The organism is Plantactinospora sp. CA-294935 (assembly GCF_050936445.1).
In the GTDB taxonomy this organism is placed as follows: domain Bacteria; phylum Actinomycetota; class Actinomycetes; order Mycobacteriales; family Micromonosporaceae; genus Plantactinospora.
The window spans coordinates 1,514,353-1,540,622 of sequence record NZ_JBNJMU010000001.1 but is presented as its reverse complement, the minus strand read 5'-3'; the positions used below and the strand labels follow the sequence as shown (position 1 = coordinate 1,540,622).

General features: G+C 72.7%; 24 protein-coding genes. 14 read left to right on the top strand and 10 right to left on the bottom strand.

Features of this window, described 5'->3' with window-relative positions; all coding sequences use genetic code 11:
- Positions 1 to 37: 37 nt before the first annotated feature.
- The 3 genes from hpt (at position 38) to folE (ending at position 3,827) form a co-directional block, all read left to right on the top strand.
- A complete protein-coding gene (gene hpt / locus ACQEVC_RS06975) occupies positions 38 to 613 on the top strand; it encodes a hypoxanthine phosphoribosyltransferase (RefSeq protein WP_318396847.1) in 576 nt (191 codons plus the stop codon).
- 470 nt (positions 614 to 1,083) lie between these two features.
- Complete coding sequence (ftsH, locus tag ACQEVC_RS06970; protein WP_318396846.1) at positions 1,084 to 3,108, top strand: ATP-dependent zinc metalloprotease FtsH; 2,025 nt, start codon at positions 1,084 to 1,086, stop codon at positions 3,106 to 3,108.
- Positions 3,109 to 3,149: 41 nt separating this feature from the next.
- Entirely contained in the window at positions 3,150 to 3,827 is a 678-nt protein-coding gene (gene folE / locus ACQEVC_RS06965; protein ID WP_432891102.1) for a GTP cyclohydrolase I FolE, read from the top strand.
- Positions 3,828 to 3,860: 33 nt separating this feature from the next.
- Here the strand turns inward: folE and ACQEVC_RS06960 are convergent, their stop codons facing one another.
- Together ACQEVC_RS06960 and ACQEVC_RS06955 are read right to left on the bottom strand one after the other, a co-directional pair.
- Positions 3,861 to 4,301 (bottom strand): hypothetical protein, encoded by a 441-nt coding sequence (locus tag ACQEVC_RS06960; RefSeq protein ID WP_432874315.1) that lies wholly within the window; start codon positions 4,299 to 4,301, stop codon positions 3,861 to 3,863.
- Positions 4,298 to 7,147: an FtsK/SpoIIIE domain-containing protein gene (locus ACQEVC_RS06955; protein WP_432874313.1), complete on the bottom strand. Its 2,850-nt coding sequence runs from the start codon at positions 7,145 to 7,147 to the stop codon at positions 4,298 to 4,300. Before ACQEVC_RS06955 ends, ACQEVC_RS06960 begins: the two co-directional genes overlap by 4 nt.
- Positions 7,148 to 7,340: 193 nt before the next feature.
- On the opposite strand from ACQEVC_RS06955, the gene ACQEVC_RS06950 reads away from it, so the two are divergent.
- Complete coding sequence (locus ACQEVC_RS06950; protein WP_432891099.1) at positions 7,341 to 7,898, top strand: hypothetical protein; 558 nt, start codon at positions 7,341 to 7,343, stop codon at positions 7,896 to 7,898.
- 14 nt (positions 7,899 to 7,912) lie between these two features.
- On the opposite strand, the gene ACQEVC_RS06945 is transcribed toward ACQEVC_RS06950, so the two are convergent.
- The 7 genes from ACQEVC_RS06945 to ACQEVC_RS06915 form a co-directional block, all read right to left on the bottom strand.
- On the bottom strand, positions 7,913 to 8,569 hold the full coding sequence (locus tag ACQEVC_RS06945; protein WP_432874311.1) for a hypothetical protein: 657 nt from the start codon (positions 8,567 to 8,569) through the stop codon (positions 7,913 to 7,915).
- Entirely contained in the window at positions 8,559 to 9,692 is a 1,134-nt protein-coding gene (locus ACQEVC_RS06940; protein ID WP_432874309.1) for a peptidoglycan DD-metalloendopeptidase family protein, read from the bottom strand. The genes ACQEVC_RS06945 and ACQEVC_RS06940 overlap by 11 nt, the downstream gene beginning before the upstream one ends.
- 25 nt (positions 9,693 to 9,717) lie before the next feature.
- The gene (locus tag ACQEVC_RS06935; RefSeq protein WP_432874307.1) at positions 9,718 to 10,263 is read right to left on the bottom strand and encodes a hypothetical protein; all 546 of its coding nucleotides are present in this window, start codon (positions 10,261 to 10,263) and stop codon (positions 9,718 to 9,720) included.
- 4 nt (positions 10,264 to 10,267) lie between these two features.
- A complete protein-coding gene (locus tag ACQEVC_RS06930; RefSeq protein WP_432874305.1) occupies positions 10,268 to 12,172 on the bottom strand; it encodes an MFS transporter in 1,905 nt (634 codons plus the stop codon).
- A 123-nt stretch (positions 12,173 to 12,295) separates the two neighbouring features.
- Entirely contained in the window at positions 12,296 to 15,742 is a 3,447-nt protein-coding gene (locus ACQEVC_RS06925; RefSeq protein ID WP_432874303.1) for an ATP-binding protein, read from the bottom strand.
- A 90-nt stretch (positions 15,743 to 15,832) separates the two neighbouring features.
- Entirely contained in the window at positions 15,833 to 16,195 is a 363-nt protein-coding gene (locus ACQEVC_RS06920; protein ID WP_432874301.1) for a hypothetical protein, read from the bottom strand.
- 15 nt (positions 16,196 to 16,210) lie between these two features.
- Positions 16,211 to 16,522 carry a hypothetical protein gene (locus tag ACQEVC_RS06915; RefSeq protein ID WP_432874300.1) on the bottom strand — a complete coding sequence of 104 codons (312 nt, stop codon included), beginning with the start codon at positions 16,520 to 16,522 and terminating at the stop codon, positions 16,211 to 16,213.
- A gap of 582 nt (positions 16,523 to 17,104) precedes the next feature.
- Between ACQEVC_RS06915 and folP the strand changes: the two genes are divergently transcribed.
- The 7 genes from folP to ACQEVC_RS06880 all read left to right on the top strand — a co-directional run bounded on the left by folP (position 17,105) and on the right by ACQEVC_RS06880 (position 22,093).
- Entirely contained in the window at positions 17,105 to 17,926 is an 822-nt protein-coding gene (folP, locus tag ACQEVC_RS06910; protein WP_432891097.1) for a dihydropteroate synthase, read from the top strand.
- Positions 17,923 to 18,333 carry a dihydroneopterin aldolase gene (folB, locus tag ACQEVC_RS06905; RefSeq protein ID WP_432874298.1) on the top strand — a complete coding sequence of 137 codons (411 nt, stop codon included), beginning with the start codon at positions 17,923 to 17,925 and terminating at the stop codon, positions 18,331 to 18,333. The genes folP and folB overlap by 4 nt, the downstream gene beginning before the upstream one ends.
- 1 nt (position 18,334) lies before the next feature.
- Positions 18,335 to 18,859 carry a 2-amino-4-hydroxy-6-hydroxymethyldihydropteridine diphosphokinase gene (folK, locus tag ACQEVC_RS06900; protein ID WP_432874297.1) on the top strand — a complete coding sequence of 175 codons (525 nt, stop codon included), beginning with the start codon at positions 18,335 to 18,337 and terminating at the stop codon, positions 18,857 to 18,859.
- A 127-nt stretch (positions 18,860 to 18,986) separates the two neighbouring features.
- Complete coding sequence (locus tag ACQEVC_RS06895; protein ID WP_432891094.1) at positions 18,987 to 19,466, top strand: DUF3180 domain-containing protein; 480 nt, start codon at positions 18,987 to 18,989, stop codon at positions 19,464 to 19,466.
- Between the two features lie 182 nt (positions 19,467 to 19,648).
- Positions 19,649 to 20,986, top strand: coding sequence for an ABC transporter permease (locus ACQEVC_RS06890; RefSeq protein WP_432874295.1), 1,338 nt, complete (start codon positions 19,649 to 19,651; stop codon positions 20,984 to 20,986).
- Between the two features lie 152 nt (positions 20,987 to 21,138).
- The gene (locus ACQEVC_RS06885; protein WP_107257392.1) at positions 21,139 to 21,447 is read left to right on the top strand and encodes a hypothetical protein; all 309 of its coding nucleotides are present in this window, start codon (positions 21,139 to 21,141) and stop codon (positions 21,445 to 21,447) included.
- Between the two features lie 154 nt (positions 21,448 to 21,601).
- Positions 21,602 to 22,093, top strand: coding sequence for a hypothetical protein (locus ACQEVC_RS06880; protein ID WP_432874293.1), 492 nt, complete (start codon positions 21,602 to 21,604; stop codon positions 22,091 to 22,093).
- A 247-nt stretch (positions 22,094 to 22,340) separates the two neighbouring features.
- On the opposite strand, the gene ACQEVC_RS06875 is transcribed toward ACQEVC_RS06880, so the two are convergent.
- Positions 22,341 to 23,372, bottom strand: a complete 1,032-nt coding sequence (locus ACQEVC_RS06875) for an ABC transporter ATP-binding protein (protein WP_432874291.1) — start codon at positions 23,370 to 23,372, stop codon at positions 22,341 to 22,343.
- A gap of 2 nt (positions 23,373 to 23,374) precedes the next feature.
- Between ACQEVC_RS06875 and ACQEVC_RS06870 the strand changes: the two genes are divergently transcribed.
- The 3 genes from ACQEVC_RS06870 (at position 23,375) to ACQEVC_RS06860 (ending at position 26,261) form a co-directional block, all read left to right on the top strand.
- Complete coding sequence (locus ACQEVC_RS06870) at positions 23,375 to 24,067, top strand: ABC transporter permease (protein WP_318396829.1); 693 nt, start codon at positions 23,375 to 23,377, stop codon at positions 24,065 to 24,067.
- A 182-nt stretch (positions 24,068 to 24,249) separates the two neighbouring features.
- Positions 24,250 to 24,984, top strand: a complete 735-nt coding sequence (locus ACQEVC_RS06865) for an ABC transporter permease (RefSeq protein WP_432874289.1) — start codon at positions 24,250 to 24,252, stop codon at positions 24,982 to 24,984.
- Between the two features lie 263 nt (positions 24,985 to 25,247).
- Positions 25,248 to 26,261: a glycine betaine ABC transporter substrate-binding protein gene (locus tag ACQEVC_RS06860; RefSeq protein WP_432874287.1), complete on the top strand. Its 1,014-nt coding sequence runs from the start codon at positions 25,248 to 25,250 to the stop codon at positions 26,259 to 26,261.
- The last annotated feature ends 9 nt before the right edge of the window (positions 26,262 to 26,270 follow it).

The window sequence follows — 26,270 nt, the reverse complement described above, 5'->3', positions numbered from 1 at the left end:
GCGACGGCCGCGAACCGGCGTACGGCAGGCTAGGCGCATGGCTCAGGGCTCCTGGTACGACGCCGACATCGACCACGTGATCATCTCGGAGGAGCAGATTCGGGAAAAGATCGCGGAACTGGCCAAACAGGTGGCAGCGGACTACGCCGGCATCAAGGACGGGATCCTTCTGGTGTGCGTGCTCAAGGGCGCGATCATGTTCATGGCCGACTTCGCCCGGGCGCTCGGCCGGCACGGGCCGTCGGCCGAACTGGAGTTCATGGCCCTCTCCTCGTACGGGCAGGGCACCACCTCCTCCGGTACCGTGCGGATCCGCAAGGACCTGGACCGGGACATCGCCGGCCGGCACGTGGTAGTGGTGGAGGACATCGTCGACTCCGGCCTCACCCTCTCCTGGCTGCTGCGCTATCTGGAGTCCCGGGCGGCGGCCAGCGTCGAGGTGGTGGCGCTGTTCCGCAAGCCGGACGCGATCAAGGTCTCGGTGCCGGTGAAGTACGTCGGCTTCGACATCCCGAGCGAGTTCGTGGTCGGCTACGGGCTGGACTTCGGCGAGCGCTACCGCGAGGTGCCCTACGTCGGCGTACTGAAGCCGGAGGTCTACGCCCGGTCCTGATCGAGGCCCCGTTCCGCCCGATCCCTGCCCGGTCGTCCGGTCGTCAACCCGAATCGTTGTCCGGTACGCCCTGACCATCCTGAATGTCATCGCCGAAATATCGAGTCGACGTACAGCGCGCTCCCAGGAAACGCGGTTACGGTATGCGGTGGTGGCGCGGAAGCATCCCGCGCCGGGCCTCCTGCCCAGTTTGACCCGAAAGATGGGGCCGTACGGGGCCAGGCGTCCGGCACTGGTCCGTGATCACCCGGCACCGGGCGGAAGCGGACCTGTTACCCCAGGGCTCGCAGGCTCGCTCCTCGCGTTCACGGTGTACCGTCGAATGACCGCGGCGCGGTACCAAGCGCCCGGCGTCGAGGCCGGCTCGCAGGGGGCGGCTTCGGCCCGCCGCTCCGGTGGCGGCAGTAGGCAACCAGGACGATCAGGACGTCGATCAGGAGGGTCCGGGCGTTACGGCGCCCGACAACAGCATGGAACGTACGCGTTTCTTCCGCCGCCCGGTGGTCTGGATCATCCTGGTGATCATCGGTGCGATAGCGCTCAGCTCATTCTTCAGTGGTGGCCCGAGCTATCACAAGGTCGAGACCAACGTGGTGCTCGACCAGCTCAACAAGGGCGACATCGAGAAGGCCATCTTCCAGGACAAGGAGCAGACGCTCCAGCTCGACCTGAAGAGTGCGGCCAAGTTCGGTGACACCGATACGGACAAGATCCAGGCCCAGTTCCCGTACGAGGTGGGCGACGAGGTCTGGAACTCGGTGGCCGGCGCCAAGGCGGCCGGCCGGATCAGCGGTCCGATCGACACCGAGGTCTCCGGCGACAATCTCTTCGTCTCGTTGCTGGTCAACCTGCTGCCGATCGTGATCCTGGTGATCCTGCTGCTGCTCTTCATGTCGCAGATGCAGGGCGGCGGCTCCCGGGTGCTCAACTTCGGCAAGTCCAAGGCCAAGATGATCACCAAGGACACTCCGAAGACCACCTTCGCGGACGTCGCGGGCTCGGAGGAGGCCGTCGAGGAGCTGCACGAGATCAAGGATTTCCTGCAGAACCCGGCGAAATACCAGGCCCTCGGCGCCAAGATCCCCAAGGGCGTGCTCCTCTTCGGCCCGCCCGGTACCGGTAAGACGCTGCTGGCCCGGGCCGTGGCCGGCGAGGCCGGGGTGCCGTTCTACTCCATCTCCGGCTCCGACTTCGTCGAGATGTTCGTCGGTGTCGGCGCCAGCCGGGTCCGCGACCTCTTCGAGCAGGCCAAGGCGAACGCTCCGGCGATCGTCTTCGTCGACGAGATCGACGCGGTCGGCCGGCACCGTGGCGCCGGCATGGGCGGCGGCCACGACGAGCGGGAGCAGACGCTCAACCAGCTCCTGGTCGAGATGGACGGCTTCGACACCAAGGGCGGCGTGATCCTGATCGCCGCGACCAACCGGCCGGACATCCTCGACCCCGCGCTGCTGCGCCCCGGCCGGTTCGACCGGCAGATCGCGGTCGACACGCCGGACATGGAGGGCCGCAAGGCGATCCTGCGGGTGCACGCCAAGGGCAAGCCGTTCTCGCCCGACGTCGACCTCGACGCGGTGGCGCGGCGTACCCCGGGCTTCACCGGTGCCGACCTGGCCAACGTGATCAACGAGTCGGCGCTGCTGACCGCCCGCAGCGACAAGCGGGCGATCTCCAACGACTCCCTGGAGGAGTCGATCGACCGGGTGGTCGCCGGCCCGCAGCGCCGGACCCGGGTGATGAGCGACAAGGAAAAGAAGATCACGGCCTACCACGAGGGCGGGCACGCCCTGGTCGCCTGGGCGCTGCCGCACTCCGCCCCGGTGCACAAGGTCACGATCCTCTCCCGCAGCCGCTCCCTCGGGCACACCCTGGTGCTGCCGACCGAGGACAAGTACACCCAGACCCGGGCCGAGATGATCGACACCCTGGCGTACGCCCTGGGTGGCCGGGCTTCCGAGGAACTGGTGTTCCACGAGCCGACCACCGGTGCCGCGGACGACATCGTGAAGGCCAGCGCGCTGGCCCGGGCGATGATCACCCAGTACGGCATGAGCAGCAAGCTCGGTGCCATCAAGTACGGCACCAGCGGCGACGAGCCGTTTCTGGGCCGCAACATGGGCCACGAGCGGGACTACTCCGACGCGGTGGCCGCCGAGATCGACGCCGAGGTGCGGTCGCTGATCGAACTGGCCCACGACGAGGCCTGGGAGATCCTGGTGGAATACCGGGACGTCCTGGACAACCTCGTGCTGGAGCTGATCGAGAAGGAGACCCTCTCCACGGCCGACATGGCGCGGATCTGCGCCCGGGTGGTCAAGCGGCCGCCGATGGCCCCGTACAACGGGTTCGGCAAGCGGCAGCCGTCGACCGAGCCGCCGGTGCTCACCCCGGCCGAGAAGGAGAAGCTCAAGGCGCAGGCCGAGGCCGACGGTGTGCAGGCGACCGTCGGGGGCAACACCAACAACACCACGCCGAACTCGGACGGCCCACACTGAGCGCAGCACATCATCAGGCCGCCGGCGGGAACGCCGGCGGCCTGTCCGCGTCCGCCACCGAGCCGGACGGCGACGACGAGCTGGACTACCTGGCCGCCCGGCTGGTCAACGGCAAGCTCGGCGGCGGGCCGGTCGAGGAGGCCGTCGACCTGGCCCGGATCGAGAAGGCGGTCCGGGAGATCCTGATCGCCGTGGGCGAGGACCCGGACCGGGACGGCCTGCGCCAGACGCCGGCCCGGGTGGCCCGGGCGTACGCCGAGCTCTTCGCCGGGCTGCGGGTCGACCCGGCCAAGGTGCTCAGCACCACGTTCGAGGCCAACCACGAGGAACTCGTACTGGTCCGGGACATCGACGTGATGAGCCTCTGCGAGCACCATCTGCTGCCGTTCCGGGGCTCGGCGCACATCGGCTACATCCCGGGCGAGAACGGCCGGATCACCGGGCTCTCCAAGCTGGCCCGGCTGGTCGAGGTCTACGCCCGCCGGCCGCAGGTGCAGGAGCGGCTGACCTCGCAGATCGCCGACCTGCTGATGACCAGGCTGGAGCCGCGCGGCGTGATCGTGGTGCTGGAGTGCGAGCACATGTGCATGGCGATGCGCGGCATCCAGAAGGCTGGCGCCCGGACCATCACCTCGGCCGTACGCGGCCTGCTGCAACGGGACGCCAAGTCCCGTGCCGAGGCGATGGCCCTGATCCTGAGCGCCAACCGCGCCATCTGACCGTCCGCCCGTCGCGGGCGGGTGCACAGCCCGCTAGCCGCGCCACCCGGCCAGGTAGACGCCGCCGAGGCAGAGCACGGCCAGCAGACCCAGCAACGCCGTCACGAGTGCGCCGTAGAGCAGTACCCGGGTCCAGGGCAGCGGGCCGGCCCCGGGCAGCCGGGTGGCGGCGTCCGCCGCGTCCGCGGTCGCCCGGGCGTCCCGCAGCGCCGCCAGCACCGCCTGCGGGCCGCCGGCCATCGCCTGACCGGCCGCCGCCACCTCCGGCTCGGACGGCACCAGGTCGGCCTCGGCGACGCCCAACGCGCGCAGTCGGGACTGCTGGGGCACCAGCCGGGCCCGTATCCCGGCCAGCTCCTCCCGGGCGCTGTGCACGCCCCGATCCTGGTCGGCGGCGGCGGTGGCCGCGGACCGGCGTACCTCGTCCAGTCGCTGTGCGGCGGCCAGGTAGTCCTGCCAGGCGTCTCCGCTCACCGCGTACCCTCCCCGTCCGGTGTGCCGTACGGGACGACCAGGTTGGCCAGGTCGGTGCGGCGGTCGTAGAGCAGTGCCCGGCCGGCGCGGGGGTGCCACCCTACCGGTCGACCGAGCAGCCGGGTGACCTCCGGCTCGGGTACGTCGAGGAAGAGCAGCCCGTCGATGCCGGCCGGAGCCGCGTCGACCGTCCCGGCATCGCTGCCCGGCTCCGGATCCGCAGGCGGTTCGGGCGCCGGCGGTACCGCGACCAGGTCGGTGAACGGACCCACCGCCCGCCACCAGCCGAGCAGGTGTACGCCGCGGGCCGGGCCGTCGCGCAGCAGAGCCCGGAGCCGGTCGGCCGGCAGGTCGGCGGCCGCCAGCTCGTCCAGCCCGAACACGACCAGGTAGCCGGGCCCGGCCAGCTCCAGCGCGGCGGCCAGCCCGGCGGCGTCCACCCGGCCGACCGGATGTCGCCGGGACAGCTCGGCGGCCAGCGCGTCGGCCGCCGGGTCGGGGCCGGGCGTGGCGATCACGAACTCGATGCTGCCGGCGGGATGCCGCGCGGCAAGTCCTCGGGCCGCGCCGGCCACGACCCCGGCGCCGGCCGGATCCGGCCCGAGGACCGCGAGGTGCCGGCCCGGCGCCCGGTCGAGGGGCAGCTCCGCCGGGCGCGGTGACACGTCGACCAGCAGCCCGACCGGCGCACCCGCCGGCTCCGGGAGGTCAGCGACCTCCGCCGGCCTGTCGACCTCCGCGAGCCTGTCGACCTCCGCTGGCCCGTCGATTCCCGCTGGCCCGTCGGCTTCCGCTGGCCCGCCGGCTTCCGCTGGCCCGCCGGCTACGGCCGGGTCCGGCTCGTCGGCCGGGATCCGGGGTGGCGGCGGGGTCAGGTAGCCGGTGAAGACGGCCGGTGCGGGCGTTCCGGCCGGCCGGTCCGCCCAGAGGCGGTGCCGGAGCCCGCTGAGCGCCCCCTGGTCGGCGTGCGGATCGGGAAACCGGACCGTCCGTTCGTGCCCCCGGGTCGCGCCACGCGGCCCGCCCAGCCCACCGGCGGTGTTCACCACCGCCGTGCCGAGCGGCAGCCCCGCCGCCGAGTCGTTCGTCGGCTCCAGCACGTCAGCGCCGCCAGGCAGCGCCACCCGGACCGGAAACTGCCCGAGGAACGAGTCCCGCCGGGCGCGCAACGCGGCCAGCGCCGGCGCCGGTCGGCCGGTCAGGATCAGGTGTACGCCCGCCGACCGCCCCCGCCGGGCCACCGACTCCAGCCGGGCCAGCGCCTCGGTACCGATCGCGTCCTCCTCGGCCAGCAGCAGCGCGTACTCGTCCAGCACGCAGAGGATCCGGGAGGTGGGGCGGCGGTCGGCCGCGGACCGCTGGGCGGGCACCGGCACCGCGCCGGCCGGGTGGTCCGGCCCCACCACCGCCGGGTACGGATCCGCCGCGCCACGGCGGTCCAGTTCGGCGTCGAGTTCGCGGAGCACCGCGAGGCCGTACTCCCGGTCGGCCTGCACCCCGACGGCCCGGACGTGCGGCAGCCACGGCCCGCCCGGCCCGGTGCCGCCGGACCCGTCCGCCGGCACCGGCACGAACTCGGTGAACGCCGTCCCGTCGGCGAAGTCGAGCAGATAGAGCGCCAACTCGTCGGGGTGGTAGCGGGTGCAGAGCCCGTAGAGGACGTTGACCAGGAAGGCGCTCTTGCCGGCACCGCCCCGGCCGCCGACCAGCCAGTGCGGGGTGCGCTCGTCGAAGCCGAGCGGCACGGTCCGGTCGCCGTCGTGCCCGACCGGGGTGCTCAGTCCGTCGGCCGCGGACTCGGTCCAGAATCCGTCCGCCGGCTCCGGCAGCAGGTCGTCGAGGGTACGCCGGTAGTCGGCATGGAACCGCGCGGCCAGGTCGCGGCAGACCCGGTCCAGCAGCGGGGCCGGCGGGCACTCGTCGAGGAAGACCGGTGCGTTGAGACCGGTGCCCGGCAGGTGCGGCACCGGGGCGCTGAACGAGGCTCCGGGCGGATCGCCGACCAGCGCGTACGGGTTGCGCATCGCGATCATGGTGGATCGGGAGAGCGGTGCCTGACTCGTTTGGACGGTCAGCGGCGGTGGTGGCCAGCCGGCCACGATCAGGTGCAGCCCCGCCTCGGGACCCTCCCGGGCCAGTGCGCCGATCCGGGCCAGGTCGCTCGCCTCGGTCAGCTCCGGCAGCGAGCCGACCACCACCAGCAGGGTTCGGTCGTGCCGGTTGTAGCGGGCGGTGGCCGGCCGGGTGGGGCGTACCCACTGCTCGGCCTCGGCCAGCACGGCCCGCAGGCCGGTGCGGTCGGTGACCGGCGGCGGCATCAGGCCGGCGTCGGCAAGCGGCGCGAACGGCGCGAAGAGCCGGCCCTCGGCGGTGGCGTCGACGCCCCGCACCAGCAGCGAGCCGGCCGGGGCGGCGGCGAGCAGCCGGAGGAGTACCGACCGGAGCAGCCCGGCGACCCGGGGATCCCGGCTGTCCGCGTCAACGGTGAGGTGGCCGGTGCCGAGCAGCGGCACCAGCACCGGAAACCGGGCGTCGTCCAGCGGCTGGGCGGTGCCGATCCGCACGAAGGCCGGCTGGGCAGGGCCGCCGAGCGGGGCGTCCTCGGACTGGGCGTCCAGCGGCGCGCCGAGCCAGCCCGGGGCGAGCTGGCTCGCCGCCGCGCGCAGCCGTTCGGCGAGTTCGTGCTGCTCCCGCTGGTCGGCGGGGATCGGCCGGATCGCCTCCAGGGCGGTGGCCGCGGCGGCGGTGGTGGCGGCGGCCCGGCGGTGCAGTACGGCCGCTGTGCCGGCGGCGGCCCGCCAGCGCAGCGTGGCGGCGTGCCCGGTCGATCCCCTCCAGGTGTCCACCGCACCAACTCCCTCGTCCTGGTCTGAGACGGTATCCCAGCGCGGCGGCAACTTCGCGGACCTGTGGGGATGGTCGTGGCACAGATAGCGGACATAGCGGGTAGTTACCGCTTGCTCCCTTTTGGTTACCAAGCTGGAATTCACGCCCATTGGGTACGGAGGCGCCAGCGGCTAGCCTCAGGGGGTGGAATCAGTGCACCCCCCGGCCGATTCCCAGGTGTCCCGGGTACCCACCCAACGGACCCCGCCCGGACAGGCCGCTCCCGAGCCGGTCGCACCGCCACCGGCGCCGCCTCGACGGCGGCTGGGCCTGGTGCTGGCGGTGGTCGGTGGTGCACTGGCACTTCTCTGCCTGGCCGGCGCCGCATTCGCCTACGTCGCCTACGACCGGTTCACCGCACCCGACCGGAGCGCCCCGGACGTGGTGGTGGACAACTACCTGCGGGCCTTCCTGGTCGACGAGAACGACGTACTGGCCGAGCAGTTCGAGTGCGCCGACTCCGCCGGTCTCGCCCCGCTGCGGGCGCTGCGCGCCGACCTGGCGGCCCGGGAGAAGCAGTTCCAGATCACCTTCGTGGTCAAGTGGGGGCCGCTGGACGTACGCACCCAGGGGGAGCGCGCCGAGGTCTCGGTCGAGCTGGTGATCTCGTACCTGGTGGACAACCTCTCGCAGACCGAGCACCAGCGGTGGCGCTTCGGCGCCGAGCAGGACGACGGCTGGCGGGTCTGCGAGGCCAACCCGGTCACCTGACCGGGCTCGCGGGGTCACTCGATCCAGAGCAGGTGCACCGGGACCTCCAGGGTGGTCGGCGGCCGGCCGCTCCACGCCCAGCGATACCAGTCGAGTTCGGCGGTGACCCGTACGCAGATGTCCCCGTCGTTGCTGGTGTAGACCTCGGTGACGGCGCGTAGGTCGCGCCGCTCGATCGCGTCGGCGACCTGGACCACCCGGCGGCCGGCGACCGCGTCCGCCTCGACCACCGGCATCGGGGCCCGGTGCGTCGGCGCGTCCAGCGACACCAGCCGGGAGATCACGTCCGGCCGGGCCGGTCGGGGGATCGGCGGTGTGCCGGCGTCCCACCCGGATACCTCGCCGAGGGTCTCCACCCAGACCCGTTCCGCCGGCACCAGCGGGGCGAAGACCTCGATCTGCTCGGCCTCCGCCCGGTACCACTCGTGCTCGGCCAGTACCGGCACGTAGGTGCGGCTGCCCTGCACCACCCGCTCGTCCGCCCGCAGGTCGCCCCGCCAGCCGAGCCCGGGCAGACCGACCAGGACCCGGCGGCCGCGCAGGTCCACCCGGTTCGCGGCGGCGGCGATCACGATCGGTCGGGGCGGCGCCGGAGCCCAGTCGGGCTGGCCGGCGAACGGATCGGGAAGTGGATCATGACTCACGGGTTGCTCCGCCGGCTCATCCGCCATCCGTCAGCGGTGCGCCCCGGTCCCGCATGAACGGCACCGGGTCGGTGGCGCCGTGCCTGCTCCGGTCACCGCGCAGGTGCACCTCGAAGTGCAGATGCGGCCCCGAGGAGTTGCCGCTGGATCCGACCCGACCGATCACCTGCCCGGCCTCCACCATGTCGTTCTTCGAAACCATCGGTCTACTGACCATATGGCAGTACCGGGTGATCACGTTGCCCGCGTGCAGGATGTCGACGTACCAGCCGCAGCCGCCCTTGCCCGGGAAGCCGTCGACGTTGCAGCTCAACCGGCCGCGCCGGTCCGGGTCGCAGCGGGAGACGAGTACCCGGCCGGCGGCAGCCGCCCGGATCTGGGTGGTGTACTTCGCCGCGCCGATGTCGACGCCGTTGTGCGACGGCCGGCTGGCGGTACGGAATCCGGAGCCGACCGCACCGGGGATCGGCGCGGTCCAGCCCGAGGCGGCGATCTCCGCCCCGTCCGCGCAGCCGAGCCCGAGATCGGTACCGGCGGCCCGGGCGGCCCCACCGGTCAACGCGTTCACGATCTCGGTCGCCAGCGGCTCGTGCTTGGCGTACGCGTCCGGGAAGGCGCTGACCTGCACCGCCTGGGCGGCCCGGGTGAGGGAGCGCTTCTGCCAGTTCCGGACGGTCTTCAACTTCTCGTAGAACTTCCGGGCCGCGTACTCCGGGTTGCGAATCTGCTCCGGGGTGCCCCAGCCGGTGCTGGGTCGCTGTTGGAAGAGCCCGAGCGAGTCGTGGTCGTTGCGGTCGCCGAGGTGACCGAGGTTGGTCAGGCCGGACTCCTGCATCGCGGTGGCGACCGCGATCACCCAGGCCCGGGGCGGCAGGCCCATCTCCCGGCCGACCTTGATGATGATCGCCGCGTTCCGCATCTGGCTCGTCTTGTACGGCCCGACCAGCGGCAACTCGCCTTCGATCTTGATCGGCTCGGTGTTGCCGCAGCCGAAGGTGGCCGCCGCCAGGTTTTCCTCCTCGGAGGCGAACATGGTCACCAGGAACGCACCGGTACCCCCGACACAGCAGAGCAGCGCGAGTACCCCGGTCAGCGCCGTCGCCAGCGCGACCCGGCGTACCGGCCGTCGGGCCGGACCACGGTCGGTCATCCCCACCCCACCTCCCCGCGCCCGCTCAGCGCCGTTGCCAGTCCACCGTGTCGACCCGCCAGCGGCCCTCGAGGGCCACCAGGCCGAGCCGGAGTTCGCCCGAGTCCACCGGTACGACCGCCTCGACCAGGCTGTCGTTCTGGGGTACGACCAGCAGCTCGCCGGTGATCCGGTCGGCCGGCACGGTGGCCGGGTCGACGCCGGTCAACTGCTCGGCCAGATTCTCGGTGACGAGCGGGCGCAGCCTCCCGTGCCACTCGTCGGCGGTCACGTCCCGGTGGTCGAGCCAGGCGGTCGCGAACGACCGGGCCACCTGCGCCGGCTCGGGCGCGCCGGGACTGGTCCGGGGCGACGGCTCCGTGGTCACGGTCAGCCCGTCGTCGCCGGCCGCCGGGTCGGTGACGCTGATCGGGCCGGGAGTTCCGCCGATCAGTCCGGGCCGGTCCTCGCCGGGTCCGGCGACCAGCCGGGCCGCGCCGACGATGCCGAGGACCACCACGGCGATCACGACCGCGATCCCGAGCCGGGACCGGAGGAGCCGGGTGAAGAGGAACTCGACGGCCCGCCGCATCGGGTCACCTCGCCTCGGACCGGATCCGGGGCGCCGGCGCGGGGGCCGGGTCGGGCGCGGGTGCGGAATCGGGGCGGTAGATCACGTAGGAGGGGTTCTCCACCGGTACGTCGGGCTCGGTCCACTCCGCCGGCCGGCGCCGGGACGGCCGGCCCCGGCCCGGTCGCGAACCGGACCCGCCGGCCGGGGCGTCCGCCGGGGGCGTGCCGGGCGGATCGGTACCCCGGTCGGTGCTGGTCTCCGAGCGGCTGCCGACGGCGCTCTGCGCCGGGTCCTCGTGCCGGGCCTCCGGGCGTACGTTGGTCTGCTGGATCACCACGCTGCGGTTCTTGCCCCGGACGTCGGTACGGTCGTCCGAGTCGTTCTCCAGCCGGGACGCCGACCGGACGTCCCGGAAGAACCGGCGGTGCCATGAGCTGGCCGATCCGATCACCTCGGTGCTGTCCTTGCCACCGAGCTGGGTGATCCGGCGGTACGGCCGCAGCAGCAGCCAGCCCACCACACCGCAGAGCCAGACCAGCACCACCTGGAGCCAGCCGGGAATGGTGGGGGTACTCATCACCAGGTCGACGGCGAAGAGATAGATCGCCGCGCCGGTGCCGAAAATGGCGATGTTGAACACGGCGGCCACCACGGCGTTGCCCAGCCGGCGCAGCCCGGCACTGGCCGGACGGAGCAGCCCGACCGTGCCGAGCACCGGGGCGGCGATCACCGCCCACCGGAAGAGCAGGAAACCGAGCAGCACCAGCAGCGACGCGGTCAGGTCGAACATCGCGAAGAGGATCGCGGCGAGGATGGCGATCAGCCCGGCGCCGATCCGGTCCGAGTCGCGGGCGCCGCGCAGGTACTCGTACGCCTCCGGGTCCTCCTGGTGGATCTGCTCGGCGACCTTCATCCACTGTTCCTGCTTGGCCTCGACGGCGGCCGACCGGGTGCCCGGGTTGGCAGCGATCCGGGCGGCCTCCTCCCAGGTGAACGCCTTGGCGTCGTAGAGCGCCCGGCCGTACTTGCGGGCCGTCTCGCTGTCCGAGGAGCCGAGCGCGCCGCGCAGCCAGTTGCGGTAGAGCATGGTCTCGGTCGCGGTGTCGCCGGCCCGCAGCGCCGGCGGCCGGTTGTCCTTGCAGGCGGCGGGACTGAGCGATCCGCACCGGTCGGCCGGGATGCTCTTGTCCCGGGGGCCGACCGCCTCGTGCACCACGTTCAGGGTGGTGACCAGGGTGCCGTCGGCGACGTTGGCGGACCGGACCGGCCAGGCGGCGATCGCGGTCACCGCGACCATCACCAGCACCGCCCAGCCGGCGGTGGTCATCGCGTTGCTCATGTCGGACTGCCGGGAGCGCCAGAGCAGGTAGATGCCGACGACGCAGAGGGTGATGATGCCGAAGACGCTGAAGACCCGCTCGTAGATCGCCTTGGTAGCCTGTTCGACCAGCGGATCCGCCCAGTCCCACATGGTGCTCGGGTCCCAGGCGCGCTCGCGCAGCGCGTTCGAGGCGCCGATGATCGCGGCGGCGATCCGGATCTCGCCATCCGCGATCTTGTTGAACACCTTGCTGCCCGGATCGATCACGTCCGAGGCGCAACCGCCGGTGTCGTCGTACGTCTCGTAGCTGTAGCCGGCGTTGCCGTACTCGGTGTACATCCCCTTGACACCCGGCTTGCCGCTCGCCTCCGGCCGGGTGGCGAACCAGCCGCCCAGCCCCTGGTCCGGGGTGCTCGGCGTGGGCGCCTTCACGCAGTCGCGGATGTTCTGCCCGACGTCGGCGAGCCGGTCGACGCAGTCCCGGAAGTTCGCCTCCCACTCGGCGGTGGTGCAGAGCGCGACCTTGGCCCGGCTCGGGACCGGCGCGGCAGAGGCGGGCGCGGCGCCGCCGAGCACCGGCCAGACCAGCGTGGCGGTCGCCAGCACCCCGATCGTGAGTAGCAGGGCGGCGAGGCGCGCTCCGCTCCTCGTCGGACCCTTTCCAACTCCGACAGCGGGGCGCCGGCGGCCACGGCGGACCGTGAGCGGAAGTTGGAAACGGTCCATCGGTCAAGCCTCCAGGTCCGCGACGGGGGAGGGCAGGTTGGCCGCGGCGGCCTTCGCCGTGACCGGGGTGGTGTCCAGGTGGTCGAGCAGGCCGGGCACGTACGAGACGTCGACGCGTACCTTCTGCACCCGGCCGTCGACGTCGCGCATCACGAACTCCCGGAAACCGAGCCGGTCCGCCGAGGAGGCGTCCACGTTGGACAGCGAGGCCAGGGTCGCCTCGTAGCCGTCGTTGACCGGCACCCGGAGCAGCCGCAGCGCCTCGGAGGCGATGTCGACGTCCTCGGCGATCCGTCCGACGAAGACGGTGGAGACCAGGTTCTGCACGTCCAGCCCGAGGATGTCCTTCGGGTTCTGCGAGGAGACCAGCGCGGCGAGGTTCCACTTCCGGGAGTCCCGGGCCAGCCGGACCAGGAACGACCGGCCGGAACGCCAGCCCTCCATGAAGTGCGCCTCGTCCAGGCCTACCAGCTTCCGCGACGACATCGCGCCGCCGTAGCAGCGGCGTACCGCCAGCCGGTGCGCGGTGTGCAGCATCGGCAGCGCCAGCGCCTCCTCGGCCGACCAGTACTCCCGCTCGATCTTCAGGTCGGGGAGCCGGAGCCCGGCCATCGTGATCACGGTCAGCGTGGCGTCGGCGCCGAGCAGCCCCTCCGGCGGCCGGCCGAAGAAGAGCAGTGCGAGCGGCATCTCGGCGGTGTCCAGCAGCAGGTTGGCCAGCTCCCGGCCCTCGTCCTCCAGCCCGGCGAGGCAGGCCACCACGTCGTCCAGCGTGGAGGTCTCCTCGGCCGGCACCTGGCGTACGGCGTGCCGGAACAGCGTCGCGGTGGACGCCTCCCGGGCCACCTGCGGGGGTACCAGCATCATGCAGATGTCCTGCACCAGCATCCGCCGCTCGGCCCGGGCGTTGGAGACCGCGATCTGGAACTCCCGGTCACCGGCCGCGCCGGTGGGGAACTCGCTGCGCAGCGGGGTCGGGATCAGCGCGTACGGCGCCAGGGTGCCGTGCTCGGAGCCGGTCAGGTTCAACACCCGGGAATAGGGACGTAGCTCCGGCATCGCGCAGAGCCGGGCCAGCGGGCCGGACGGGTCGAGCAGGGTCACCTGCACCCCGCGCCGGGCGGCCAGATAGCCGAGCGCGCCGAGCAGGGTGGACTTACCACCGCCCGGCTCGGCGACGAAGACGGCGAGGCCGGAGCGCTCGCGTACCTCCATCGGGAAGTGCATGTCGAGGAAGACCGGCCGGCGGCAGGTGCCGGCCGTCCGCCCGATCAGGTCGCCGCGCCGGTCGCCGACGGTGGAGGCGGCCTGCGGCAGCGCGGCGGCGAGCAGGTTGACCGGCATCCGGCGCAGGTAGCCGGTGTTGGCGATCGGTTCGCCGGGAATGAACTCCCGGGCCAGCCAGTCCTGGTTCTTCGGATGCTGGAGCGAGATCCGCAGCTCCCGCGAGTAGAGCTGGATCAGCCGACGGGCCCGCTCCAGGCACTCCTCCCGGGTCCGCCCGCCGACCGCGATCCGGTGCCAGCCGTGCGCCCGGGCCGAGTCCACCGGCAGCCCGGTGGTCATCTCGTCGCCGATCACCAGGGCCCGCTTGGCCAGCCGCTCCAGCTCGGGCGGGGCGTCGATGCCGTGCTCGGCGTAGTCGAGCTGCTGGGAGCGGATCATCCGCAGCCGGTGTTCGAGGTTGCGGAACGAGTCGCCGGGACCGAGGATGTCGACCCGGGTGGAGAGCTCCATCGGCCAGGGCAGCCGCTCGTGGAAGTGCAGCCACGGCTCGTGCCGCTCCGGGATCTCCAGCGGCTCCATCCGGCCCACCGCGAGTACGGCGACGTGCCGCTCCTCCCCGGTCACCCGGTTGACCAGCTTCACCGTCGACCCGTACGGGGTGCGGTAGCGCTCCACCTGCTCGGTCAGGGCGAGCAGGTCGCCGCGTTCCCACCGGCCGTTGGTGACCGGCGAGAGCTGACCGGGCGGGGCCATGCAGAGCGCCACGGAGCGGTACATCAGCCACTCCAGCTCCTCGGCGGTGACCTGCCGCCCGCGCATCCCGAACGCGCCGAGCACCTCGTCGAACTGCTCGACGGTCCGGCCCAGCTTGCGCCGCTCGCCGTCGGCGACGCCCCGGCCGAAGGCCCGGAGGATCCGCTCGGCCAGCGAGTTGCCGAGCGACCGGCGGGCGAAGGTGACGCCGAGATAGGTCTGCCCCTCGGCGTGGTTGACCGAGAGCAGGTGCCGCTGGGCGGCGACCAGGTGGTCCGACCAACTCGGCGCGCCGGCCACGGTGGCCAGCGGCTGCGGGGTGTGCTGGTCGATCGTCCGGGCCCACTCGTCGGCCGGGAACGGCCGGGTGGTCCGGCGCAGGTGCAGCCGGAAGCCGGCGAGGCCGGCGTACTGCTCCGAGATGGCGGAGAGCAGCGCCTCCCGTTCGGCGTCCGGCCGGAACGCCCAGCGCACCTCCGGCAGCCAGTACCACGCGGTGACGGTGTTCGGGGTGAAGGTCAGGTGGCCGGCGATCTCGGTGATGGCCAGCTCGACGGCGGGATCCCGGTCGCCGAAGCGGAGCTTCGGTGCGCGTACCCGTTGGGGTTTGGTCAGCGGTTGCGGCCGGGCCGGCTTCGGCGTGCTCCGCCGCTGCTTCGGGGTGACCGGCCCCGGGTCCCGGTCCGCCGGCCTGGCGGCTCGACGGGCCGGCTGCTCGACGGGCTCGCGGACGATCGGCAGCGCACCGGAGTGCTCGCCACCGCGCTGCTGCGGTGCCGGGCTCGGCCGCCCCGGGTACGCCTTGGCCTGCGCGCCGGCCGTGCCACCCGGGACGGCGCGGGGGGCCGCCGGTTCGGCCGGCCAGCCGGCGCCACCGGCCGGATCGGGGTCGAGGCGGACCGGTTCCACCGGCCGGAGGGTGCCGTCGGCCCGGGCGCCGGTGATGTCCTCGCGCACCGGCCGGGCCGGCGGGGCGGCCGGCGGGGCGTGCCGGGCGCTGGGCTGTCCGGATGCGGCCTCCGGCTGGCCGGTGCCGCCCGCCGGGAGTTCGTCCGGCTGCCAGGCCGGCAGGCCGACGGCGGCGTCCGGATCCTCGCCCCAGCGTCCGCGTGGCTGCGGTGCGGGCGGGCGAGGTGCGGGGCGGGGCGCCGGGGCGGCCGGCGACGAGGGCTGGACCGGGCCGCCGAAGAGGTCGAGGAAGGGGGAGTCGATGTCCGGATGCTCGACCGGGGCCGGCGACCGGGCCGGCGGCGCGGCGGCGGGCCGGGCCGGGCGGTTCCGGGCCGGTGGCTGCGGTGCCTGGAAGACCGCGACCCCGCCGTGGCCGGTGTTGCTGAGCAGTGCGGCGTCGTACTCGTTCTCCTCGGCCAGCTCGGACGGGGGGTAGCCGGAGGACTGCGTACCGTTACCGGGGTTGTCGGCCGGGCGACCTGCCGGGTGCGACGAGCCCGGCCGGGTGGGGCGGGTCATGCTGCCGCCTCGCCCAGCCCGACGGGCTCCACCGTCCAGCGGCAGAGGAATCTGGTTCGCTCGGTCACGCCGTCACCTCGCTGCGGTCGGTCATGTCAACTGCTCCCGGATCCGGATACGGGTCGCGACCAGTCGGGGGTCACGCTGCTCTGTCGCCGGTTCACGGGTGCGCCGCCAGTCGGTCAGTGCCGTCCGGATGACCACTCGGGCGGGACGGTCGGGGTCGACGTACCGGAAGACGAACGAGGTGGTGACGATCGCGAGCGCGATCTCCCAGGCGGGGATCAGCTCGACCTTGAGGGTGAAGAGCCAATGAATGAACATGAAGAGCGGCACCAGCAACATGAACAGCCCGTACTGCGTGTAAGGCAGGTGGATGGGCAGTGTGTAGCCGGGCGGCCCCAGGTAGACCAGGCGGGCCCGATAGATGTCGTCGTCGGTGCGCAGCCGCATCTCGTGCTCCGCGGTCTATTCGAAGATCAGGTTGATCAGGTTCTCGCCGACGAAGAACAGCGTCGCCGCCCCGGCGATGAAGGCCAGGCCGAGTAGCGCGATCGCCGAGCTGGTCAGCACCTTGGAGACCTCGCCCTTGCTGGCCCGACCGATGAAGATCACGCCGAGTACGGCGAGCAGGATGGGCGCGATGTTGCTGGCGAAGAAATTGACGATCCCTTTGGTGTCGATATTGCCCTCGGGTTCGGCCGCCGTTACGGACGCGAGGGTGTGGAGCGCGTGCGTGGCAGTCGGCCATGCCGTCTCCACCAGCTCCATGGCGAACATCGAAATCCTCCCCGGGTGCGGAGACGCCTCGCCTCCGCACTGCTGTCAAGCCCGGTCAACCGGGTCGGTCGTGGGGTGTTGATCGACCCTGCGTCTCGCAATCACCGCGAAGGGTGATGGTTTGTGGGCATTTTTGTCCTAATTCGGCCCATCTCTTAAGTTCTGGCATCTGGCTGATGCGAGCGTACGGCGCGTGCCTGTTTGGAACAAGCGGCGCCGAGTGCCACCGATCCGTCCCGACCGGGCGGTTTTCACGTGCCCGCCCGTCCCCCGGATCCGAGCAAGATCGGGCTGCTTCCGGGCAGGAGCGGCCTGCGCGCCGGGCCGCAGGGGGCATCTTCACGGAAGCGGCGCGACCCCGGGATCCGAGCAAGATCGGGCTGCTTCCCGAGAGGAGTGGCCTGCGCGCCGGGCCGCAGGGGGCATCTTCACGGAAGCGGCGCGACCCCGGGGGCGACCGGGGTGGCGACCGGGCAGGTGGGTAGCGTCGAAGCCGTGACCGAGTCAGTCGAGGGCACCGCCGCGACCGGCGGGGGTTCGTCGGGCGACGGCGGGCTGCTCCGCTCGTCCCGGCCGGTGGTGATGGGCGTCCTCAACGTCACGCCCGACTCCTTCTCCGACGGCGGCCGCTACGCCGACCTCGGCGCCGCGGTACGGCACGGGGTGCAGATGCACGCCGAGGGCGCCCAGCTCGTCGACGTGGGCGGCGAATCCACCCGGCCCGGCGCGGAGCGGGTCGACGAGGAGACCGAGGCCGCCCGGGTGCTGCCGGTCATCCGGGAACTCGCCGCCCGCGGAGTGCCGATGAGTGTCGACACCTACCGGGCCGGTGTCGCCGCCGCCGCGCTGGCCGCCGGCGCGACCGTGGTCAACGACGTCTCCGGTGGACTCGCCGACCCGGACATGGCCAAGGTGGTCGCCGAGGCGGGCTGCCCGTGGATCCTGATGCACTGGCGCGCGCACGCCAAGCGGATGCAGGAACTCGCCCACTACACCGACGTGGTCACCGACGTACGGGCCGAGCTGGCGCAGCGGATCGAGGACGCCCTCGCCGCCGGGGTCGCCGCCGACCGCATCGTGATCGACCCGGGCCTCGGCTTCGCCAAGCGGCCGGCCGACAACTGGCAGCTCACCGCCCGGCTGCCGGAGCTGCTGGCGCTCGGCTATCCGCTGCTCTTCGGGGCCAGCCGCAAGTCGTACCTGGGTACGCTGCTGGCCGGCCCGGACGGCACGCCACGGTCGACCGACGGGCGTACCGCCGCCACGGTCGCCACCAGCGTGCTGGCGGTCGCGGCCGGCGCCTGGGGGGTACGGGTGCACGACGTGCGGGAGACCGTGGACGCGCTCGCGGTCTGGGCCGCCAGTGGTCGGCCCCGGCTGGCGACCGGGGAGGTGGCCGGATGACCGGGCCAGCCGGCGAAGGCGGTCCTCCCGCCGGGCCACTCGGGCCGGGGACCGACCGGATCGTGCTGACCGGGCTGCGGGCGCGTGGCCGGCACGGCGTCTACGACTTCGAGCGCGCCCAGGGGCAGGACTTCGTCGTCGACGTGGTGCTGGAACTCGACCTCACGATGGCGGGCCGCTCCGACGACGTGGCCGACACCGTGCACTACGGCGAACTCGCCGGGCGGCTGGTCGCGATCGTGACCGGCGAGCCGGTCAACCTGATCGAGACGCTGGCCGAGCGGCTCGCCGCCGCCTGTCTCGCCGATCCACGGGTACTGGTCACCTCGGTCACCGTGCACAAGCCGCAGGCGCCGATCCCGCACGACTTCGCCGACGTGGCGGTGACCGTGACCCGGCGGAGGTGACATGACCCGGGCCGTGCTCTCGCTCGGCAGCAACCTCGGTGACCGGCTCGGACACCTGCGCACGGCGGTGACCGGGCTGCGCGACGTACTCCTGGTGGCCTCCGGGGTCTACGAGACGCCGCCGTGGGGCGAGGAGGACCAGCCGGCGTACCTGAACGCCGTCCTGCTGGTCGCGGACGACGCGGCCGGCCCGCGCGACTGGCTGGACCGGGCCCGGGCCGCCGAGACGGCCGCCGGACGGGTCCGTGACCCGGAGCGCCGGTTCGGGCCGCGCAGCCTCGACGTGGACGTGATCGCGGTCTGGTCGGCCGACGACGAGCCGGTGCGCAGCGACGATCCGGAGCTGACCCTGCCGCACCCCCGGGCCCACCTGCGGGCGTTCGTGCTCCGGCCGTGGATCGACATCCAGCCGTACGGGCGGCTGCCCGGCCACGGCTGGCTGACCGACCTGATGTCGACCGAGCCGGTCGCCACCGACGTGCTGGACGTGCGCCCCCGCCCGGATCTGCGGATAGAGTCGGATTGACGGTGGCCGCGGTGCGGACCGGACGGGTCCGCCGATCTGCGGGATCCGGTGCCGACGAGCGGAGTGAGGAAGAGTTGTGACCGAGCGCAGACCCCCGACGCGCGGCCCGGCCCCCGAGCGCGGGCGGATGGGTCCGACCAGACCCGCCTCCCTGGTGGTGGCCGGACTCGCCTCGGCGGCCCTGGCCTGGTTGCTGGTGAGCAGCTTCTACAGCCACATTCCGCCGCTGCCCTGGCTGCCCATCGTCACCCTGCTCGCGCTCGCCGCCCTGGAGGGGTACGCCGCCGCGAACACCAAGGCCCGGGTCGAGCGCAAGCCCGGCCGGGATCCGGTCGACCCGCTGGCGGTGGCCCGGTTCGTCGTACTGGCCAAGGCGTCGGCGCTGGCCGGGTCGATCTTCGCCGGGTTCTACGCCGGGCTGGACGTCTGGCTGCTGATCGAGCGGACCCGGGCAGCCGCCAACGACGTACCGGCGGCCAGTGCGGGACTGGGCGCGTCGCTCGCCCTGGTCGGCGCGGCGCTCTGGTTGGAGCGTTCCTGCCGGGTGCCCGATCGTGATGATCAAGATTCGCAGAGTGACGATCCGGGTCGGCGCGACGAGCGCTGAGCAGGTCGCGCGCCGAATCGACGCGCACCGGGGGTGACGGCCGGGCGTGCGCGCGGGTACGGTGCCTCGGACTGGGCCAGATCCGTCCGCTTCGCTGGATCGGGCCCAGTCCGACCGCTCCGGTCCCGGACGCCGCCCCGGGTCGGAGCCTGTTCGGCGGGACGAAACAGGAGGCGCGCGCAATGGCGTACGACGATTCGATCTATCGGCGACGGGACCCCGGAACGGATCCGGTGGGTACCAGCGAGCGGGAGGATCCCCGGTACGGCGGTGACCCCGGATACGACGCCGACACCCGTACGTCATCCAGCCCGCTGACCGGACGGTTCATGGGTGGTGAGCCGGGTGTCGGGGCCGACCCGGAGCCGGTCGAGCCGACCAGGCGGCGGAACGTCTCGCCGGCCGCGTTGGAGAACGTCTTCGACGATCCCGCGCACGGCGAGCCCGGCCGGGATCGGATCGCCGTGCACCTGCTCTGGGAGCTGGTGCTGCTGGTCGTGGTGGCGGTGCTGCTCTTCCTGTGCAACCGCGACTATCCCGACCTGCTCCGTGGCGCACAGCGGGAGAGCCTGCTGGTCTTCGGTACCGCGATCGGGCTGCTCACCCTCGGCGCCGGGCTGACCCTGCGGATCGCCGCGCCGAACCTCGCGCTGGGTCCGGTCGCGGTCGCCGCCGCGCTGCACTTCGCGGAGAACTCCGACCGGGGTACCGTCCAGACGATGTTGCCGGCGCTGGTCGCCGGGGTGGCCGTCGGGCTGGTGATCGCCGTACTGGTGGTGGGCTTCCACGTGCCGGGCTGGGCGGCCAGCCTCGCCGCCGGACTCGCGGTGATCGTCTTCATCGAGCGGCGGAGCGCCCCGGTCGACGTGCAGGGCGAGTACGACCCGACGCAGCACGCGGTCTACCTCTTCGCCGGCTTCGCCGCCGTCGCCGTGCTGGCCGGCCTCTTCGGCACCGTCAAGACGGTACGCCGGGCCGTCGGCCGGTTCCGGCCGGTGGGCGATGCGGCGCTGCGCCGGGGCGGGGCCGCCGGAGTCATCGTCACGCTCGGCCTGGTGCTGTCGACGGTCTTCGCGGTCGCCGCGGGGATGCTGCTCGCGGCCGGCGGTACCGGGCCGGTGGCGCCGACCACCGGATTCGAGTGGACCGGTCTGGCCATGGGTGCCGCGCTGCTCGGCGGCGCCAGCGCCTTCGGGCGGCGGGGCGGGATCGCCGGCGGGCTGCTCGCGACCGTCGCGCTGGCCCTGTTCATCCGGTACGCCGACGAGCGCAACCTGGACATCGCGCCGACCGCCCTCGCCGCCGTGCTGGTGGCTGCCGGTCTGGTGGTGACCCGGCTGATCGAGGCGAACGGCCGCCCCCGGGCATACGCCGAGCGGGAGCGCGACTGGGTGGAGGAGCCGGCGAGGGCGAGCTGGGACACCACCCAGGCCCAGCCGCCGGAGCCCTGGACCTCCTCGCCGCCCGGCCAGCCGACCGACCGCTGGGGCGGCGACCGCTGGGACGCCCCGGACCGGTGACCCGGCCGGCTGCCGGTCGGGAGCCGTCGTCCGACCGACCGCTGGGACGCTCCGGACCGCTGGTCCGGCCGGGGCGGGCGGTGCGGCTTGCGGCGGTTCGGGCGGGGCGGGCGGTGCGGCTTGCGGCGGTTCGGGCGGATAGGCTCGGCGTTATGACGGAATCCGGTCCCGAGTCTCGCACCACGCCGACCTTTGCCGAGTTGGACGCGCTGTCCACGGAGGAGTTGCGCGAGCGGGCCTTCGCGCTGGCCCGGGAACGGCGGGACATCGGCTTCTTCTGGTCCGTGATCCGGCACCTGCCGAACGCGGACGAGGCGGCGGCGCTGGACGGCTCGCCGAACGCGGCCGGACCGACCGTGGACGAGGCGGTCGCGCTCTGGCGGGAGTTCACCGGGCACGGCTACGAGGAGACCGCGCCGCTGCTCCGGGCCGCGTTCATCGACTATCTACAGAAGCACTGACCGGGACGCCGACCGGGCGGATCCGCCGGCCGGAACGAGTCCGGTAAATCGCGCTATCGGTACGCCAATGGCGTGCATCGGGTTGAAGTAAAGCGCATTCCGGAAATCCGGCACCGGGTTTCGCGATCAGATTCCGCTGGGAATTACCCCGGGCATGGCTCTCAGCAATAGGTACAAGACGGCCACGGGTGCGGGTACGCTCGCCGCACTCGTACTGGTCCTGGTCTTCGGCGGCCCCTGGTACGCCGACTGGGCCCGGGACGAGACCGACCCCGACACGGCGGGTGGCTGGTTCCTCCGGCTGCTCGCCTGGCCGGCCTGGCGGTTCGACTCGGACGACACGATCCAGAACGTCATCGCCGCCGACCTCAAGGCCATCCTGCTGGTGGTGCTCACCTGGGTCTTCCTCTACCTGCTGCCCGGCTCGCAACTGGCCCGGGCCCGGGGCACCCTCAGCCAGTTCCTCGCGGGCTGGTCGGCGTACGTCTTCGCCGGTGCGTTCGCGGCGCTGTTCGCCACGCTGATCGGCAGCAACCCGTCACTGCTGGGCGCATTCCAGGCCGCCGGCAGCGGTGCCGCGTACGGCTTCTTCGTCGGCTGGATCATCGGCCTGGCCAGCCTGGGCGGCTGGCGCGGCCGACACTGAGTTCGCGGCAGTACCCGGGCACGACCTAGGCCCCTCCCCGGGCGGGCGAACGAGCCGCCCGACGGCGCCCGGAGTGACCGTTCGCCTCCCTCCCGCGACCGGCTCACTCCGGGTGTCGTGCCGCGTGTTGGCGATGCCGGTGTGCACGCCGGTCGACCGGGGATGTCCTCTGCGGGCGACGTCGGCCTGCCGCCGCCGTGCAGAGGTTGGCCGGGCCGGGCCGGCCCGCCCGGGCGGGGCGCCGCGGCTATCCGCCGACCGGGTCGGCCGGGTAGTCGATGCTGAGGATCTGGTGCCGGCTCACCGTGCCGACCGGCTCGCCGCCCTCGTCGGTCACCCGGGCGTCGTCCGAGTTGGTCCGCAGCAGCACCGCCAGCGCGTCGTAGAGCGACGACCCGAGCGGCACGGTCGGCAGCCCGGCGGTGGCGGCCGGGTCGACCGGCAGCGGACGGAGCAGGTCCCGGGTGACCGGGGTGACCGCGAGCCGCCGGATCGCCCGGTCGGTCCCGACGAACTCCCGGACGAAGGCCGAGGCCGGCTCGCCGAGCAGGGTCGCCGGGCCGGCGTACTGCTCCAGCCTGCCGCCCTGGGAGAGCACCACGATCCGGTCACCGAGCCGGACCGCCTCGTCCAGGTCGTGGGTGACCAGCACGATCGTCTTGCGTACCTCCGCCTGGAGCCGCAGGAACTCCTCCTGGAGCCGGGCCCGCGCGATCGGGTCGACGGCGGAGAACGGCTCGTCCATCAGCAGCACCACCGGATCGGCGGCCAGGGCCCGGGCCACCCCGACCCGCTGCCGCTGGCCGCCGGAGAGCTCGTGCGGATAACGCGGGCCGAAGGTGGCCGGGTCGAGACCGACCAGGTCCAGCAGTTCCGCGGTGCGTTGCGCGATCCGGGCCTTCGGCCAGCCGAGCAGTCTCGGCACGGTGCCGACATTCGTGGTGATGGTCTGGTGCGGGAAGAGCCCGACGTTCTGGATCACGTAGCCGATCCGCCGCCGGAGCCGCACCGGATCGGTCCGGGTAACGTCCTCGTCGCCGAGCAGGATCCGGCCGGAGGTCGGCTCGATCAGCCGGTTGATCATGCGGAGCACGGTCGACTTGCCGCAGCCGGACGGCCCGATCAGCACGACCAGCTCGCCGGCCTTGACCTCCAGACTCAGCTCGCCGACCGCCACCGTGCCGTCGGGATACTGCTTGCGTACCTGGTCGAGGGTTATCGCGGCGGCACCCGTGGTGCCGGCGGACCCGGCGGAGCCGGCCTCCGGGGTAACGTCCACGTATGTCCTTCCGGGTGATCGACCGGGCTGACCCGGGTAATCCGTGGTTCTCCTGGGACTATGTGCAGGGCAATTCGGAGACCATCCTCGCCGCACTGCGGGAGCACGCCTCCCTCACCGCCCAGGCCGTGCTGATCGCCGCCCTGGTGGCGATCCCGCTCGCCGTGCTGGCGTACTGGTTCCGGCCGCTCACCGGCCCGATTCTCGCACTCTCCGGTGTGCTGTACACGATCCCGTCGCTGGCGCTCTTCGCCTTCGTCGCACCGTACCTCGGGACGGGGACGGCGACGGTGCTGCTCGGGCTGGTCCTCTACGCCCTGCTGCTGATCATCCGAAACGCGCTCGCCGCCCTGAACCAGGTGCCGGAGGAGGTCCGGGACGCGGCCCAGGGCATGGGGTACGGCCGGTTCGCCCGACTGCTCCGGATCGATCTTCCGCTGGCGTTGCCGGGCATCTTCACCGGCCTGCGCCTGGCGACCGTCTCCACGGTGGCGCTGGTCACCGTCGGGGTACTGGTCGGGCACGGCGGGCTCGGACAGCTCATCCTCGGCGGGTTCCGGAACAACCTCTTCAAGGCCGAGATCATGACCGGAACGCTACTCTGCGTACTCCTGGCCCTGGTGCTGGACCTGGTCCTCGCCGGCCTCGGTCGGCTGCTCACCCCGTGGGCACGACGTCGGGGAGCGGCGGGGTGAGCGCGAGGAGTGAGCCGGTGTTGCGAGCCCCGCAGTCGCGAACCGGAGGTGGGCAGGGGTGAGCGCGAGGAGTGAGCCGGTGTTGCGAGCCCCGCAGTCGCGAACCGGAGGTGGGCAGGGGTGAGCGCGAGGAGTGAGCCGGTGTTGCGAGCCCCGCAGTCGCGAACCGGAGGTGGGCGGGGATGAACCCGATCGAGCAGGCCGTCGTCTGGCTCAACGACCCGCTGAACTGGACCAACCCCGGTGGTGTGCTCGACCGGCTGGTCGAGCATCTGGGCATCTCCGCTGCCGCCGTCGCGCTCGGCTGCCTGGTCGCCTGGCCGCTCGGGCTCTGGCTCGGACACACCGGCCGGGGCGGTGGCATCGTGGTGCTGGTCTCCAACGTCACGCTGGCCATCCCGACCATCGCGCTGCTGACCATCCTGCCGCTGACCGCGCTCGGCTTCGGCAAGCCGCCGGTGATCATCGCGTTGGCGGTCTTCGCGGTGCCGCCGCTGCTGGCGAACGCGTACACCGGGATCCGGCAGGTCGATCCGGAGGTGCGGGACGCCGCGCGCGGGATGGGGCTCTCCGGCGGGCAGTTGCTGCGCCGGGTGGAGTTGCCGCTCGCGGTGCCCTACCTCGCGGCCGGGTTCCGTACCGCCGCGGTGCAGGTGGTGGCGACCGCCGCGCTCGCCTCGTTCGTCAACGGGGGCGGGCTGGGCCAGATCATCAGCGCCGGGTTCGGGCTGGGCATCTCGGTCGGCGGGGGTCAGATCCTGGCCGGCGGGCTGCTCGTCGCCCTGCTCGCGCTGCTGGTCGAGCTGGTCTTCGCGCTGGTGGAACGGGTGGTCACGCCCCGGCCGCTGCGCCGCGCCCGACGCCGGATCACCCGGCGGGCCGACCAGCGGGCGGCGGCGGCGATCACCGGCTCCTGACCCCTCGGCGGGTGTGGGTTCAATCACCTGCCGTCGGCCCGATCCGGCCGCCCGGCACGCGTGACTATCACACAGAGTGGTCGTCTCTGTGCGAATCGTGCCCCTTTGCGTGACGATCCGGTGACGAAGCGCGCCGCAGATTGTCGTACCTGACGAGAGGATGTTTCGTGAGAGGTCGCGGGCGACCGTCCTGACACGTCGCCCGTCGGACACGCGGCCGGCCCACCCCGGGCCGCGCCGGGACACAGGAGGCGGGCGTTTTCATGCGTACACGTTCACGTCTGGCAGTCGGCGCCGCCGGTGCCGTCGTCGCGGCCGGCTTTCTCGCCGGCTGCGGTGGGGCCGGCTCCTCCGGCACCCAGGCCCCGGCCACCGGGGCGCAGGGCGCCGGTTGCGCACCGGTGGCCGGGTCGAGCCTGGTCGTGCTCGACGACGACAAGAAGCTCCAGAACACCGACAACATCATTCCGGCGATCAACAGCAAGGCGGCCCAGCCGCAGTTGGTCGCGGCCCTGGACAAGGTCTCGGACAGCCTCGACACCAGCAAGCTGATCGGTCTGAACAAGGCGGTCGACGTGGAGCGCAAGACCCCGAAGGTGGCCGCCGAGGAATTCGCCTCGGCCAACAACCTCACCGCGGGCATCCCGACCGGCGGCACCGGCAACATCACGGTCGGCGCGGCCAACTTCAGCGAGAACCAGACCCTGGGCGAGCTGTACCGGATCGCCCTCACCGCCGCCGGCTACCAGGTCAAGGTCCAGCAGATCGGCAACCGCGAGCTCTACGAGCCCGCGCTGGAGAAGGGCGACATCCAGGTCGTTCCGGAGTACGCCGCGACGATGGCGGACTTCCTGAACAACAAGGTGAACGCGAAGGGCGGTGCCACCCCGCCGCCGATCTCCTCGCCGGATCTCAACCAGACGGTGACCGGGCTGAAGGCGGCCGGTGAGAAGGTCGGCATCACCTTCGGCAAGCCGTCGGCCGCCCAGGACCAGAACGCGTTCGCGGTCACCAGGGAGTTCGCCGACAAGTACGGCGTGCGGACGCTCAGCGAGCTGGCGGCGAAGTGCTCCGGCTCGGCGACCGTGCTCGGCGGACCGCCGGAGTGCCCCCAGCGGCCGAAGTGCCAGGCCGGGCTGGTGCAGGTTTACCACTTCAACGCGGGCCGGTTCGACTCGCTCGACGCCGGTGGCCCGCAGACCAAGTCGGCGCTGACCAGCGGCACGATCAGCGTCGGACTGGTCTTCTCGTCGGACGGCGCGCTGGCCACGAGCTGACCGTCGGCG

Coding starts and splice junctions, on each gene's coding strand:
- ACQEVC_RS06915 (WP_432874300.1), bottom strand. CDS start 16,522: ATGTTCGCCATGGAGCTGGTGGAGACGGCATGGCCGACTGCCACGCAC.
- ACQEVC_RS06870 (WP_318396829.1), top strand. CDS start 23,375: ATGTCCTTCCGGGTGATCGACCGGGCTGACCCGGGTAATCCGTGGTTC.
- ACQEVC_RS06860 (WP_432874287.1), top strand. CDS start 25,248: ATGCGTACACGTTCACGTCTGGCAGTCGGCGCCGCCGGTGCCGTCGTC.
- ftsH (WP_318396846.1), top strand. CDS start 1,084: ATGGAACGTACGCGTTTCTTCCGCCGCCCGGTGGTCTGGATCATCCTG.
- ACQEVC_RS06890 (WP_432874295.1), top strand. CDS start 19,649: ATGGCGTACGACGATTCGATCTATCGGCGACGGGACCCCGGAACGGAT.
- folK (WP_432874297.1), top strand. CDS start 18,335: ATGACCCGGGCCGTGCTCTCGCTCGGCAGCAACCTCGGTGACCGGCTC.
- folB (WP_432874298.1), top strand. CDS start 17,923: ATGACCGGGCCAGCCGGCGAAGGCGGTCCTCCCGCCGGGCCACTCGGG.
- ACQEVC_RS06925 (WP_432874303.1), bottom strand. CDS start 15,742: ATGACCCGCCCCACCCGGCCGGGCTCGTCGCACCCGGCAGGTCGCCCG.
- hpt (WP_318396847.1), top strand. CDS start 38: ATGGCTCAGGGCTCCTGGTACGACGCCGACATCGACCACGTGATCATC.
- folP (WP_432891097.1), top strand. CDS start 17,105: ATGGGCGTCCTCAACGTCACGCCCGACTCCTTCTCCGACGGCGGCCGC.
- ACQEVC_RS06885 (WP_107257392.1), top strand. CDS start 21,139: ATGACGGAATCCGGTCCCGAGTCTCGCACCACGCCGACCTTTGCCGAG.
- ACQEVC_RS06945 (WP_432874311.1), bottom strand. CDS start 8,569: ATGGCGGATGAGCCGGCGGAGCAACCCGTGAGTCATGATCCACTTCCC.
- ACQEVC_RS06865 (WP_432874289.1), top strand. CDS start 24,250: ATGAACCCGATCGAGCAGGCCGTCGTCTGGCTCAACGACCCGCTGAAC.
- ACQEVC_RS06935 (WP_432874307.1), bottom strand. CDS start 10,263: ATGCGGCGGGCCGTCGAGTTCCTCTTCACCCGGCTCCTCCGGTCCCGG.
- ACQEVC_RS06880 (WP_432874293.1), top strand. CDS start 21,602: ATGGCTCTCAGCAATAGGTACAAGACGGCCACGGGTGCGGGTACGCTC.
- ACQEVC_RS06940 (WP_432874309.1), bottom strand. CDS start 9,692: ATGACCGACCGTGGTCCGGCCCGACGGCCGGTACGCCGGGTCGCGCTG.
- ACQEVC_RS06895 (WP_432891094.1), top strand. CDS start 18,987: ATGGGTCCGACCAGACCCGCCTCCCTGGTGGTGGCCGGACTCGCCTCG.
- ACQEVC_RS06920 (WP_432874301.1), bottom strand. CDS start 16,195: ATGCGGCTGCGCACCGACGACGACATCTATCGGGCCCGCCTGGTCTAC.